The following is a 12,710-nucleotide window of genomic DNA, read 5'->3' on the forward strand; positions in this document are numbered from 1 at the left end:
CGATGTTCATTACCGAAGCTTTTGCGCAGACAGCCGGTGCCCCTTCCGCCGGTGGCGCGGACATTCTCATGTCCATCCTGCCTTTCCTGCTGATTTTTGTTGTTATGTATTTCCTGATCATCCGTCCGCAGCGCGCGCAGATGAAGCGCCGCGAGGAACTGTTGAAGAACATCCGTCGCGGTGATCAGGTCGTGACCGGTGGCGGCATCGTTGGCAAGGTGACGAAGGTCGTCGACGACAGCGAACTCGAAGTCGAAATCGCCGAAGGCGTGAAGATCCGTGTCGTTCGCGGCGGCGTTTCGGAAGTTCGCGTCAAGGGCGAGCCTGTGAAAGAATAAGGGCGACGACAGCCACCACCGGCCGAGCAACTGGAGCGTTTGAGGCATGCGCAGATTACCGCCGTTGAAACGTCTCCTTGTCTGGTTGGTGGCTCTTGCCGGCATCGCCTTCGCCTTGCCGAATGTTCTGACCCGCGAGGAGGCGGCCGGACTGCCGTCCTTCCTGCCTCATCGCCAGGTGGCGCTGGGCCTTGATCTGCAGGGAGGCTCGCATTTCATGCTGCGCGCAGCGCGCAGCGATATCCTTGCGGAACGGCTCGAAGCGGTTACCAACGATGTCGGCAAGTCGCTGCGCGATGCCGACATCGCCTATATCGGCCTTTCGGGCGAGGGACAGGCGATCGCGTTCCGCGTCCGGGACCGCGCCCAACTCGCAGCCGCCCGCGAGAGACTGAAGCCGCTGACGGCGCCTGTCGATGTTGGTGGATTCGGTTCCGAGCCCCTATCCGAAATCGTGTTCGACAGCGCAGAGCCGGATGAACTCGTCCGCCTGCGTCTGACCGATGAAGGTATCGACTACCGGCTTTCCTTGGCTCTGGCGCAATCCGTTGACGTGGTCCGCCGGCGCGTCGCCGAGGTCGGTGCCGTGGATCCGCTGATCCAGCGTCGCGGCGATGACCGGCTGATCGTTCAGGTGCCCGGCCTCGGCGATCCGCAGCGCTTGAAGGACCTGCTCAGCCAGCGCGCCAATCTGACCTTCCGCTTGCTCGATACTTCCGTGCCCATCCAGCGCGCGGTTGAGGGCCAGCCTCCGATCGGCACGGAGGTTCTCTATTCCTTCGACGACCCACCGGTACCCTATCTCGTCGAAAAGGTTCCGCTGCTTGGAGCGGAGAACTTTCTTTCCGCGCAGCCGGAAGCGGACGCCACTGCTGAAAGCGCCTCGGTCGCCATCAAGATCGACGCAGCGTCGCAGCAGCGGGTTGCGGCCGTGACCGCGCAGCAATCGGACAAGGTTGTGGCGATCGTTCTCGATGGCCAAGTCATCGTAACGCTCAAACTCTCGGATTCGATCAAGGCCGACACGGCGCGCATTTCCGCGGATCTTCCGACAGAAGGGGCCACGGACCTCGCGGCCCTCGTCAGGACCGGACCGCTTCCGACGCCGCTGACCTTTGTCGAGGAACGGACAGTTGGCCCGGGCGTCGGTGGCGACGCGATTGCCGATGGACTGAAAGCGGGCCTTGTTGCGGCGGTTGCCGTTGCTGCCTCGATGATCTTCTTCTACGGCGTTTTCGGCGTCTTCGCGGTCATCGCGCTCGCCTTGAACATCATTTTGATCATCGCGGCCCTTTCCGTCTCCGGTGCAACGCTGACGCTGCCGGGGATCGCCGGCATCATCCTGACGATCGGCGTCGCGGTCGACTCCAACGTGCTGATCTATGAGCGCCTGCGCGAGGAGGTGCGCGGCGCCGAACCGCTACGGCGCACGATCAACAACGCGTTTTCGCGTGTTTTCAGCAGCATCTTTGATGCCAATCTGACGATGCTGATTGCCAGCGCCATCCTGTTCTATCTTGGCTCGGGCCCGGTGCGCGGCTTCGCTGTCACGCTTGCGATCGGCAGCGTGACCACACTCTTTACCGCCTACACGGTGACACGTTTGATCGTGAAGCGCTGGCTGCGACACTGGAAGTCACAGCGCCTGCCCAAGGGTATCCGGACCGGTCGCTTCAGCGATCTGGATGTTCGTTTCATGAGGATCCGCAATCCGGTGTTCATCCTGATGGCGGCATTGTCGCTCGCCTCCGTGTTGCTGCTCGCCGGTATCGGGCTCAATCTCGGCGTGGACTTCAAGGGTGGGTCGATCATCGAGTTGCATTCGAAGGCGGGACCGGTCGATGTGGCCGATCTTCGCGCGCGGCTCGACGAGTTGAACTTCGGCGAAGTCCAGGTGCAGCAGCTGGGATCGGGCGGAGACGTGCTGGTGCGCGTGCCGTCGCAAGAAGCAGGCGATAACGCCGAGCAGACGGCTGCTGGCGTTATCCGGTCCGAACTGACGGACGAGTACGAGTTCCGGCGCGTCGAAGTGGTCGGCCCCGTTGTTTCCGGAGAACTGACGCGCGCGGGTACGATCGGCCTTGCGATTTCGTTTTTGGCCATCCTGCTTTATGTTTGGCTGCGCTTCGAGTGGCGTTTTGCCGTGGGCGCGATCATCGCGACACTGCACGACGTCTTGCTGACGATCGGCTTCCTGGTGCTGACTGGCATAGAGTTCAACCTTGGAAGCATTGCCGCAGTTCTGACCATCGTCGGCTATTCGCTCAACGATACGGTCGTCATTTACGATCGCATTCGCGAGAACCTTGGCCGCTATCGGCGCATGCCACTTTCGGTGCTGATTGATACATCGATCAACCAGACGCTCTCGCGCACGATCCTGACGGCGCTGACCACCATTTTGGCGCTTGCGGCGCTCTATTTCTTTGGCGGCCTCATTCGCGCGTTCAGCGTCACCATGCTGTTTGGCGTCATCGTCGGGACGATATCGTCCATTTACATCGCCGGGCCGATCCTCATCCTGTTCAGGAAGCGGACCGACCACATTCCAGGAGACGAGAACGCGTCCGGTGCGGGTACGGGTGCTGCAGGCGCGGCAAAGGGTGCTGTTTGAAATGCCCAAGGGAATTGAAATTCGCGAAGCACACTTTCCGGGACGTGCGCCCATCGATGCCTACGGCAATGGCGGTTTTCGCTTCGCCGACATGTCGCATCGGGGCTCGATCCTCATGCTGCCTTCGGGCGTCTACGCATGGGACGTTGAAGAAGGTGATCCCCTTGATGTCGAGAAGTTCCTTCGGGTCATCGATGAGGCGCAGGAGATTGAAGTGCTTCTGGTCGGCACCGGCCGTGACATTCGTCCATTGCCGGCCGAACTGAAGACGGTGCTGCGCGCCGTCAATATTTCGTCGGACCCAATGAGCACCGGGGCGGCCGTTCGAACCTACAATGTGATGCTCGCCGAATCGCGAGCCGTCGCCGTCGCGCTGATCGCAGTCTGATCGGGTTTCGGGGAAGACGACGTGCAAGACATTTCTACCCAGATCCTGGCTGACCTCAGGGATACGGATCGCGACCGCTATCTTGCCTGCCTGCTTGCGCCGGCTGACAAGCGACACGCGCTTGCAGCACTTTATGCCTTCAACGCCGAGCTCGCACGCATCCGCGATCTGGTGCATGAGCCGATTCCCGGCGAGATCCGCATGCAATGGTGGCGGGAGCTCATTGGCAATGCCGCGGCAACCGGGGAGGGGCATCCGCTTGCCGAGGCCTTGCTTCAGTGCATTCGTGCCCATCGCCTGCCGGTTTCCGTGTTTGACAACATGATCGATGCCCGGATCTTCGATCTCTACGACGATCCGATGGAAGACCGGTTAGCGCTTGAAGGCTATGCCGGCGAGACCGCTTCGGCCTTGATCCAGCTTTCATCCCTGGTCCTCGACCCTGAGAACGCCGCGAAGTCGGCAGAGGCCGCAGGCCATGCGGGCGTAGCGCAGACGGTCGCCGGCCTGTTGATGCTGTTGCCGCTGCATTTGAGGCGTGGCCAGGTTTATCTGCCGGCCGAACTGCTGCGCGCGACCGGCCTTGACCGCGAAACGCTCATCGCCGGTGAAAACAAGGAAGCGATCAGTCGCGCGATCTGCGCTTTCGCAGGCTTCGGCCGCGATCACCTCATCAAGGCACGCGCGCATCTCGACGCGATCTCGCCGTCGAATTTTTCGGCCTTCGTGCCTGTCGCGCTCGCCGAGCCGATCTTCGATCGCGCCGAAGCGGCTGGTGCCGGGCTTCTGCAGAAGCCCGTCCGTCCGGCGCAGTGGCGGCGGCAATGGTGGATGTGGCGGGCCAGCCGGCGTCGTCTGTTCTGAGGCGGCCAGAGCATCCGGTGGGTCGGCGCGTCTGACGCGAAGACAAATTGGCACAAGCCTCGCAGCGTATAGAAGCGCATTATCGGCGTCATGCCGAGCGAAGAGGAGCGCCCGCGGATGCTTTGGTTATTGCTCATCGCCGTCGTCATTCTGGCCGGCGCATTCTACATGCGGATGAATGCCCGCGCCGAACGGGATTGGGACAACCCCGATGCCGGCTCGGCGATGGTGGAGTTCGGACGGGCGTTTCCGGATGAGGCGATCCGCGCACTGCATTCCACCGCGGATCGAAAGGCTATCTTCCTGAGGCTGCATGATGGCAAGGCGGGCTTCATTCAGTCTCATGGCACGCACTATGTCTGCCACGTGATTCATCCGGGCAAGGTCCGGGTCAACAGTTCAGAAACCGGGCGCGGCCTGATCGTGCACTTCCCGGACTTCGCCTACCTGGACAACGACTTCGAGTTTCAAAGCGCGGGAGAGGCAGCGGAAGTCTCGCTTTGGCTGCTTGGCAGCTTCAATCCGAAATCGGAATTTACACCGCCCGCAGCGGCCGAGCCGTCGCATCCGGCCCAGGCGACCGAATAAGTTCGAAGGCATACAACGACTTTTGCGTGTCTGAGAGGATGCGCGGCGCATAACGACAAGGCCTGCTTGCGTTCCCGCGAGCGGGCCTTGTCGTTTTTGCTTTGAGACTGACCTCGTCAGGTGTTGCCAAGCCAGGCTGCACAATCGGCAAGGGCGCGCGCTGCCGTTGCCTGCTTCTTGGCGAGCGCCTTCTCCTTGCCGCGGAAGCGCTTTGCCCCTTCAGGCTTCGTAATTGCCCCTGCCTCGAGCGGTGGGAAGAGGCCGAAGTTGACATTCATCGGCTGGAACGAGCGCTTGCCCGGCTCATCGTCAGAGACGATGTGGCCGCCGGTGATGTGGTTGAGAAGCGCGCCGAAGGCGGTGGTGGCCGGTGGTGCCACAAGTGCCTCGCCCTTGCGCTCCGCAGCGGCGAAGCGACCGGCGAGCAAGCCGATGCTGGCGCTCTCCACGTAGCCCTCGCAGCCGGTGATCTGACCGGCAAAGCGCAGGCCAGGCCGCGACTTCAGCGTCAGCGTTCCGTCAAGCAGCGTCGGCGAATTGATGTAGGTATTGCGGTGCAGGCCGCCGAGGCGTGCGAACTCGGCATTCTCCAACCCCGGAATCATGCGGAAGACTTCGGCCTGGGCGCCGTACTTCAGTTTCGTCTGGAAGCCGACCATGTTGTAGAGCGTGCCGAGCGCATTGTCCTGGCGCAGCTGCACGACTGCATAAGGCTTGACGGTGGGGTTGTGGGCATTGGTGAGGCCCATCGGCTTCATCGGCCCGTGGCGGAGCGTCTCGCGGCCACGTTCGGCCATCACCTCGATTGGCAGGCAGCCGTCGAAATAGGGCGTGCCTTCCCATTCCTTGAAGCCCGTCTTGTCGCCGGCGACCAGTGCATCGACAAAGGCGTTGTACTGCTCCTCGGTCATCGGGCAGTTGATATAGTCCTTGCCGGTGCCGCCGGGGCCAACCTTGTCGTAGCGGGACTGGAACCAGCAGATGTCCATGTCGATCGTCTCGGTGTAGACGATCGGCGCGATGGCATCGAAGAAGGCGAGCGCATCGGCGCCGGTTTCCTGACGGATCGCTTCGGCGAGATCCGGCGCCGTCAACGGTCCGGTTGCAATTACCGCAAGATCCCATTCGCGGGGCGGCAGGCCGGAGATTTCCTCGCGCACGACCGTGATCAGCGGATGGGCGGCAATGGCGGCACTGACGGCGTCAGAAAATCCATCACGGTCGACGGCAAGTGCGCCACCGGCCGGAACCTGGTTGGCATCGGCGGATTTCATGATCAGCGAGCCGGCAAGACGCATTTCCGCGTGGAGCACGCCAACCGCATTGCTGGTTGCGTCATCAGAACGGAAAGAGTTGGAACAGACGAGTTCGGCAAGGCCGTCGGTCTTGTGCGCATCGGTGCCGCGCACGCCGCGCATCTCGTGCAGGACGACCGGTACGCCGGCCTCGGCGATCTGCCACGCAGCTTCCGATCCGGCGAGGCCGCCGCCGATGACGTGGATGGGGGAGTGGGAAGAAGTGTCTTTGCTCATGGCCGGCTTCCTATCACGCCTCGGCCCCTGGTTCCAACGTCTATAAACGAAAACGGCGCCCTGAAGGCGCCGTCTTGGAAGTCCGGTCGTTCGTTCCGATTAACGGAAGGAACGGGCCGCAATGTTGCGGATGTCGTAGCGGGTGATGCCGATGTCAGTGAGAGCGTGGTTCGACAGGTTGCCGAGCTCGCTGACGGTGCGGCGATAGTTGATCCAGCTTTTTGCGATACGAATCGGGTTCATGGTCTTTTCCTCAAATCAGGTTGTCGCGACAGCCATCTGTCTGCGTCGTTGAGGTTCTTATACGCTTGTCTAATTAGAAGGTGGAGTGCAAAGAAAATGCAGCTGCTATGCATTTGTGCAGTGCATCGCCACATAGATGGGCACCGCTTGAAAAGACGGCATCAATTAACGATTGATTAAAATGTCAATTGTTCCGCATTAACACTTTGTCTTTTAAGTGTTTTTTGAGTGGAAGCGCGAGCGTTCGCTGCGTCGTTGACGAGCGTGACCTTACTGCTGGGTGCGACGACGGCTGGCGAAGGGGTCAACTCCATCTCGCAGGTGCGAAGGCGCGGTGACTTACCGGGCGGACAAAAAGAAAACGCCCTCCGGAATGAACCGGAGGGCGTCTACTGGAGGTCGGTCACACCCGAAGGCGCAGCCTGAATTACTTGATCGCCTGGCGAGCAACGTAGGGGATGTCGCCGCGGCCGATGCCGAGGTCGCTCAGCTCACGGTCGCTCATGCGGCCGAGTTCGTTGCAGGTCTGACGATACTTGCGCCAATTGTTGAAAGAACGTGCGAGGTTCATGATCCTATCCTTTCTAGGGTCGTTTGCCAGCGCTCTATCTTCCTTGCTGGCCGTCATCTGATGGTCTGGAATATAGTCGATCTGAGCAGAAGTTACAGAGATAATGCTGCATCGCACCCATGCAACACGTGCAAGCCTTGTGGAGCCCTAATTGGGCGCATGCCGGCGCGAGATGCGGCAGCGCGACGTCTGTTTGGAGCGGATGGTTCAGGGGAGTGGTGCTGAAAGCTATGGCTGAAAACAAACAACGCTCGCTGGGGGAGGAGGTCCAGCGAGCGTTGTTTTATTCTGATCGGCAACCGGGAGGAGGAGTGTCGCCGATCCAAATCGAGGGGCGCTGGGAGGAGGAGTGCGCCGCCCCGATCGATGAGTTGAAGATAGTACGGAGCCTGGCGGAGGTGTAGAGCTGATCTTGAATGGCACCCATGCGTCTTATGCATGGCTTGACACCGAAGTAGCCAAATCCTGCACGAATATTGTGCAGTCGCGCACGGATCGGGCTGTTGTCGTAGGGAAGAGCTGAAAAGCAATAACGCCCGCTGGGGGAGGAGGTCCAGCGAGCGTCATTTGAAGTGACTGGCAACTGGGAGGAGGAGTGTTGCCAGTCTGATCGGAAGAGCGTTGGGAGGAGGAGTACGCTCGTCCGAATTCCGTCGACCTTTCCCAGCATTCTGGGGCGGTTGGCCGTTTCCGCCGGCGCCCGGCTGGCTTGTTGCCGCGTTCGCCTTTGATGATTTGAATATAGGGTCTTTAAATCGATTTGTGCAGTGCAATATCCGCATGGAAGATATGCGCATTGCGCAAGCCGCTTGTCAGCGTCCCTATCGGTGCGGGCCCAGCCGTGCGAGGGCGATTGTCTTTCCGCGCCGATACGTGGTTAGGTGGTGACAGGGCTTGGTCATTTCAAGCGCAGAATTCGAAGACTTTGGGGGCAGGATGTACCGCGCGCGTCTCGAACGAGACTTCAAGAGCTGGATCGACAAGGGGCTGCTGCAGGAAAACACCGCGCGCGCCATGCTTGCCGAGTACGACGGTCGGGAGTCGACCTTCCGTGCCGGGCGCGTCCTGCTCATCCTGGCGGCGTTGTTGCTGTCTGCCTCGATCCTACTGCTCGTCGCCGCCAATTGGGACGCACTGCCGCGCCTGGCAAGGGTTGCCGGCATCGTCGCCTTGATCTGGGGCTTCCATTTCGCCGCCGCATGGCTCGTGCGGAACGGCAGGGCGGCCTTTGCCGCGGCGGCACTCGTGCTCGGTGCGGCCGCCTTTGGCGGCGGCATCGCTCTTGTCGGGCAGATGTACCACCTGTCGGGCGATGCGGCCGATGCGGCACTGCTTTGGTTTGCCGGTGCTTGCGTTTCGGCCCTGGGGTTTCGCTCGGCTGCGATGGCGACGGTTGCCGGCGGCCTCGCCTGGTTTTATTTCGGAACCGTGCTGACAGAAGATGGGTTCAGTATGGTCTCGGACTGGCGCAGCTGGTCCGTCCCAGCACTGGCCGTCATCGTTGTCCTGCTGGTTCGTTTCACCGAGGCCGGCAGGACGCGCCATCTTGCCTATCTGCTCTTCCTTTCCTGGCTGGCCTGGCTTTACATCGATAGCCCCTCGCTCGCCTTCGCCGGCGGCCTTGCGGCATTTGGCCTTGTCGGCTTTCTGGCGGTGACCCTGCCGGGCTCGCCATTGCGCCCCCTCGCGCTCGACGCCGGCTCGGCGCCCGCCTTCTATTCCTTTTCCCTGGCCCTGCTTGGCTTCACGGCACTTCAGTACGAGGCGGTGGGGCTGACAACGGAGGTTGTGACCGGCGCATGCACGCTGCTGGTGGCTCTCCTCGGCATAGGGCTCGCCGGCGCGCAGAACGGTGCCGTGCGCTATCTCGGCTATGTGGCCTTTGCCGGAGAGCTTCTCTACCTCGCCTTCGAAACCCTCGGCTCGATGCTTGGCACGTCAGGCTTCTTCCTGATTTCGGGATTGGTCGTCGCGTGCATCGCCTGGCTTGTCATCCGCATCGAAGGACATATGGCACGCACACGTCAGACGGGGGCTTCACAATGAGTGCCGTTGCATCAAAGACCCGTTGGCTGAACCCGCTGCTCGCGGCTCTGCTTGTCGCCGGCGCACAGACGGCGGCGCTTGGCTACATGATCGAGGGCAGGGCTTCGATTCTGCGAAACGGCCGGGACGTCCTCTTGAAGACTGTGCCGGTCGACCCGCGCGACCTGCTGCGGGGCGATTATGTGATCCTAAGCTACGACATTTCCAGGATCGCACCGGAACTGTTCAAGGGCGATGTTCCGGCTGAGGCCGAAGAAGCGCAACTCTACGTCCGGCTGGAGAAACAACTCGATGGCTTCTGGACGGCAACGGAGGCCTCGTTCCAGCCTTTGCCAGCGGCCGGCGACAGCGTTGTTCTTCGCTCCCTCCCGTTTTCCTATTATCCGTCGTCGCCGCCGACGTCCGTCAACGTGGCTTATGGCATCGAGCGTTTCTACGTGCCGGAAGGCGAAGGGCGGACCCTGGAGGAGGCGCGCAATGCACAGGCGCTCTCGGTCAACATTCGCGTTGACGGCAGCGGCAAGGCCCAGATCCGAGAGATCGCGGTCAATGGAAGCCCGGTCTATGAAGAGCCTCTCTATTGAGGTTTGCAGCCACACTTCTATCCGTCGTGAAATTCCGCATTTTCCCTTTGATCCCGTGAAAACGAGTGATATAGAGACGCCGCGCTCGGGAAAGCCCTGAACTTTCAGCATGCCCATTGTATCCGCGGTATTCCGCTGGTTGGTCTTGCGGGAATACGGTCAGGTGGTGCGATTGTCTGAACGCGGGTATGGTGAAATTGGTAGACACGCCAGATTTAGGTTCTGGTGCCGCAAGGCGTGGGAGTTCAAGTCTCTCTACCCGCACCAGATCAGCGATCGCGCCCAAAGTCCGGATTCTGCGAGGATGAAGGGGGCTGGAGTGCCATTTTGCTTGCAAAACGGTTACGGAATTGCGTAAAGCCACTCCCGGCAAATGGATCGGCTCACGTGCTCGCCAGACCTTTCGAAGGGGAAGAGCACAGTCAACGTGAAATGAAGGTTTGAACATGCAGGTTATCGAAACGCTCGCTCAAGGGCTGAAGCGCGAACTCAAGGTCGTTATCCCGGCCAAGGACATGGAAGCTCGTATGAACGAGCGTCTGGCCGAAGTGAAGGACCGTGTGAAGATCAACGGCTTCCGTCCGGGCAAGGTGCCGGTCGCGCATCTGAAGAAGGTCTATGGCAAGTCGATCATGGCTGATCTCGTCAACGAGATCGTTCGCGACAAGCCGACCGAGATCCTTTCGGGCCGTGGCGAAAAGTCGGCGACCCAGCCGGAAATCGCGATGACCGAGGACGAGGCCGAAGCCGACAAGATCCTCAACGCGGAAGCTGACCTCGAGTTCACCGTTGCCTACGAAATCATCCCGGCGATCGAACTCAAGGACGTCAGCGGCCTCAAGGTGACCCGCGAAGTTGTCGAGATTGCTGAAGACGAAGTCAACGAGCAGATTCTGAAGATCGCCGAAAGCGCCCGCAGCTACGAGTCGAAGAAGGGCAAGGCCGCCAACGGCGACCGCGTCACGATCGATTACCTCGGCAAGGTCGACGGCGTTGCCTTCGACGGCGGCAAGGACGAAGACGCTGAGCTCGTTCTCGGCTCCAACCGCTTCATCCCGGGCTTCGAAGAGCAGCTCGTCGGCGTGAAGGCTGGCGACGAGAAGACCATCACCGTCACCTTCCCGGCTGACTACCCGGCTGCAAACCTTGCCGGCAAGGAAGCAACCTTCGACATCACCGTCAAGGACGTTGCCGGCGCCCAGGATATCGAAATCAACGACGAACTGGCCACCAAGCTCGGCCTCGAATCGGCTGACAAGCTGAAGGAAATCGTCCGCGGCCAGATCGAAAGCCAGTACGGCAACCTGACCCGTCAGAAGGTCAAGCGCCAGATCCTCGACCAGCTCGACGAACTCTACCAGTTCGAAACGCCGGAGCGCCTCGTCGACGCCGAATTCGAAAACATCTGGCGCCAGATCAACACCGACCTGCAGCAGGCCGGCAAGACCTTCGCTGACGAAGAAACCACGGAAGAAGAAGCCCGCGCCGAATACCGCAAGCTCGCTGAGCGTCGTGTTCGCCTCGGTCTCGTTCTCTCGGAAATCGGCGAGAAGGCCGGCGTCCAGGTCAGCGACGACGAACTGCAGCGTTCGCTGTTCGAACAGCTCCGCCAGTTCCCGGGCCAGGAAAAGCAGATCCTCGACTACTTCAAGAACACCCCCGGTGCTGCTGCTTCGCTGCGCGCTCCGCTGTTCGAAGAAAAGGTCGTCGACCACCTGCTCGGCGAAATCTCGGTAACCGACAAGAAGGTTTCCAAGGAAGAGCTGACGGCTGACGACGAAGAAGCTGAAGGCAAGGCTGCCAAGAAGGCTCCGGCCAAGAAGAAGGCCGCTGCCAAGGCGGAAGCTGCCGAAGGCGAAGAAGCTGCCGCTCCGAAGAAGAAGGCTCCGGCCAAGAAGAAGGCCGCTGACGACAGCGCCGAGTAATCGGACCAAAGCCTTAGGAATCGAAAGGCCCTGCCGCTCGCGGCAGGGCCTTTCTTGTTGTGCTGCTTTGAGTGCTGTGTTTCCGGCTCATCTAAGGTCGAGAAGCAGGGCGCGATGGTCCGAGACCTCAGGCTGCGCGACGACTTCGAACCGGGCGGCGCGGGCGTTGCCGTTCATCAGCATGTAATCAGCAAAGCGCCCGTCCTTCAGATAGTGCGACGTCCGAGTATCTGTATGACCGCGCGACACCACCAGGTCGGTCAGTCCGAGCTCTGCAAGCACCTGGAAGGTGGCACTGTCAGGCAGCACGTTGAAGTCGCCGCATACGACGAGCCGTTCGTTGCCGGGCCATACCTGGCGGATCAGTTTCGCCAGAACATCTGCCTGCGCGTGCCGGGCAGGGCTGTCGTTCTTGCCACTGATCTCCCTTAGGCCATGCATCTGGGCGATGGTGATCGCCGCCCCGGCTCCATGGTCGAAGATGCGAATGCAATGCGCGTTGCGCGCACGTGGATGCGGCCCCCAGCCATCGGATGAGAAGCTGCCATGCACGAAGCCGAGCGTCTGGCCGATAATGGAATGTGAGCGGCGGACAAAGGTCGCCAGGCCAAACTCTGATGTCACGGGTTTGTTGCCATCAAGGAGCGTGCCCCGCGCCGTCGGACAGAAAAAACCGTCATGTCCGGGAAGGACGGCCGCAATCTCGTCGAAAAGGTTCGCACGTTGCGGCAGCTCGACGTCCCCATCGCGATAGGTCAGCCACTCGGCCTCGGTCGTCGGCGAACGCGCGACCTCCTGCAGACACAGAACATCGGCATCGACCTCTGCGAGGTAGGCTATCAACGGCGAATGGAGCTTGCCGCCCCAGGCATTGAGGGAAAGGATGCGCATGCGTTGGGCCTCTTCATCGAACGAGCGGTGAAGCTACCCGATTCGCCACCCCATCGGGGCATCATTGCGGAAGCGCGCGCCGGCCCGAGGAGGCGCAAAGCTGCCCGGACGACGGGGCAGGTTGCC

12 protein-coding genes and 1 tRNA gene are annotated in these 12,710 nt (G+C 61.1%); 9 read left to right on the forward strand and 4 right to left on the reverse strand.

Annotation, left to right across the window (positions count from 1 at the left end; genetic code table 11):
• The first annotated feature begins 2 nt into the window (after positions 1-2).
• From yajC to BBX50_RS24565, 5 genes are all read left to right on the forward strand, one after another.
• Entirely contained in the window at positions 3-338 is a 336-nt protein-coding gene (gene yajC, locus BBX50_RS24545) for a preprotein translocase subunit YajC (RefSeq protein WP_065777914.1), read from the forward strand.
• Between the two features lie 46 nt (positions 339-384).
• A complete protein-coding gene (secDF, locus tag BBX50_RS24550) occupies positions 385-2,952 on the forward strand; it encodes a protein translocase subunit SecDF (RefSeq protein ID WP_065777915.1) in 2,568 nt (855 codons plus the stop codon).
• 1 nt (position 2,953) lies between these two features.
• Positions 2,954-3,340, forward strand: coding sequence for an Mth938-like domain-containing protein (locus BBX50_RS24555; RefSeq protein ID WP_065778026.1), 387 nt, complete (start codon positions 2,954-2,956; stop codon positions 3,338-3,340).
• A 21-nt stretch (positions 3,341-3,361) separates the two neighbouring features.
• Positions 3,362-4,204, forward strand: coding sequence for a phytoene/squalene synthase family protein (locus BBX50_RS24560; RefSeq protein ID WP_065777916.1), 843 nt, complete (start codon positions 3,362-3,364; stop codon positions 4,202-4,204).
• Positions 4,205-4,321: 117 nt separating this feature from the next.
• Positions 4,322-4,792, forward strand: a complete 471-nt coding sequence (locus tag BBX50_RS24565; RefSeq protein ID WP_065777917.1) for a hypothetical protein — start codon at positions 4,322-4,324, stop codon at positions 4,790-4,792.
• A gap of 116 nt (positions 4,793-4,908) precedes the next feature.
• Here the strand turns inward: BBX50_RS24565 and trmFO are convergent, their stop codons facing one another.
• From trmFO to BBX50_RS24580, 3 genes are all read right to left on the reverse strand, one after another.
• Positions 4,909-6,324 (reverse strand): methylenetetrahydrofolate--tRNA-(uracil(54)-C(5))-methyltransferase (FADH(2)-oxidizing) TrmFO, encoded by a 1,416-nt coding sequence (gene trmFO, locus BBX50_RS24570; RefSeq protein ID WP_065777918.1) that lies wholly within the window; start codon positions 6,322-6,324, stop codon positions 4,909-4,911.
• 99 nt (positions 6,325-6,423) lie between these two features.
• Complete coding sequence (locus tag BBX50_RS31045; protein ID WP_065777919.1) at positions 6,424-6,567, reverse strand: DUF1127 domain-containing protein; 144 nt, start codon at positions 6,565-6,567, stop codon at positions 6,424-6,426.
• A gap of 427 nt (positions 6,568-6,994) precedes the next feature.
• Positions 6,995-7,138 carry a DUF1127 domain-containing protein gene (locus tag BBX50_RS24580; RefSeq protein WP_065376908.1) on the reverse strand — a complete coding sequence of 48 codons (144 nt, stop codon included), beginning with the start codon at positions 7,136-7,138 and terminating at the stop codon, positions 6,995-6,997.
• A gap of 936 nt (positions 7,139-8,074) precedes the next feature.
• Between BBX50_RS24580 and BBX50_RS24585 the strand changes: the two genes are divergently transcribed.
• The 4 genes from BBX50_RS24585 (at position 8,075) to tig (ending at position 11,693) form a co-directional block, all read left to right on the forward strand.
• A complete protein-coding gene (locus BBX50_RS24585; RefSeq protein ID WP_065777920.1) occupies positions 8,075-9,184 on the forward strand; it encodes a DUF2157 domain-containing protein in 1,110 nt (369 codons plus the stop codon).
• Positions 9,181-9,768: a GDYXXLXY domain-containing protein gene (locus BBX50_RS24590; protein WP_065777921.1), complete on the forward strand. Its 588-nt coding sequence runs from the start codon at positions 9,181-9,183 to the stop codon at positions 9,766-9,768. Before BBX50_RS24585 ends, BBX50_RS24590 begins: the two co-directional genes overlap by 4 nt.
• Before the next feature lie 182 nt (positions 9,769-9,950).
• Positions 9,951-10,035 (forward strand) — tRNA-Leu (locus tag BBX50_RS24595).
• 179 nt (positions 10,036-10,214) lie between these two features.
• The gene (gene tig, locus BBX50_RS24600; RefSeq protein ID WP_065777922.1) at positions 10,215-11,693 is read left to right on the forward strand and encodes a trigger factor; all 1,479 of its coding nucleotides are present in this window, start codon (positions 10,215-10,217) and stop codon (positions 11,691-11,693) included.
• Between the two features lie 87 nt (positions 11,694-11,780).
• Here the strand turns inward: tig and BBX50_RS24605 are convergent, their stop codons facing one another.
• On the reverse strand, positions 11,781-12,584 hold the full coding sequence (locus BBX50_RS24605; protein ID WP_065777923.1) for an endonuclease/exonuclease/phosphatase family protein: 804 nt from the start codon (positions 12,582-12,584) through the stop codon (positions 11,781-11,783).
• Positions 12,585-12,710: the final 126 nt, after the last annotated feature.

Origin of the sequence: Ensifer sp. LC11 (assembly GCF_001695835.1) — a bacterium.
Lineage (GTDB): Bacteria > Pseudomonadota > Alphaproteobacteria > Rhizobiales > Rhizobiaceae > Ensifer.

Excerpts from the sequence above, each read along its gene's own strand:
- BBX50_RS24605 (WP_065777923.1), bottom strand. The coding sequence starts at position 12,584 with ATGCGCATCCTTTCCCTCAATGCCTGGGGCGGCAAGCTCCATTCGCCG.
- BBX50_RS24585 (WP_065777920.1), top strand. The coding sequence starts at position 8,075 with ATGTACCGCGCGCGTCTCGAACGAGACTTCAAGAGCTGGATCGACAAG.
- BBX50_RS24580 (WP_065376908.1), bottom strand. The coding sequence starts at position 7,138 with ATGAACCTCGCACGTTCTTTCAACAATTGGCGCAAGTATCGTCAGACC.
- BBX50_RS24590 (WP_065777921.1), top strand. The coding sequence starts at position 9,181 with ATGAGTGCCGTTGCATCAAAGACCCGTTGGCTGAACCCGCTGCTCGCG.
- trmFO (WP_065777918.1), bottom strand. The coding sequence starts at position 6,324 with ATGAGCAAAGACACTTCTTCCCACTCCCCCATCCACGTCATCGGCGGC.
- BBX50_RS31045 (WP_065777919.1), bottom strand. The coding sequence starts at position 6,567 with ATGAACCCGATTCGTATCGCAAAAAGCTGGATCAACTATCGCCGCACC.
- tig (WP_065777922.1), top strand. The coding sequence starts at position 10,215 with ATGCAGGTTATCGAAACGCTCGCTCAAGGGCTGAAGCGCGAACTCAAG.
- secDF (WP_065777915.1), top strand. The coding sequence starts at position 385 with ATGCGCAGATTACCGCCGTTGAAACGTCTCCTTGTCTGGTTGGTGGCT.
- yajC (WP_065777914.1), top strand. The coding sequence starts at position 3 with ATGTTCATTACCGAAGCTTTTGCGCAGACAGCCGGTGCCCCTTCCGCC.
- BBX50_RS24555 (WP_065778026.1), top strand. The coding sequence starts at position 2,954 with ATGCCCAAGGGAATTGAAATTCGCGAAGCACACTTTCCGGGACGTGCG.
- BBX50_RS24565 (WP_065777917.1), top strand. The coding sequence starts at position 4,322 with ATGCTTTGGTTATTGCTCATCGCCGTCGTCATTCTGGCCGGCGCATTC.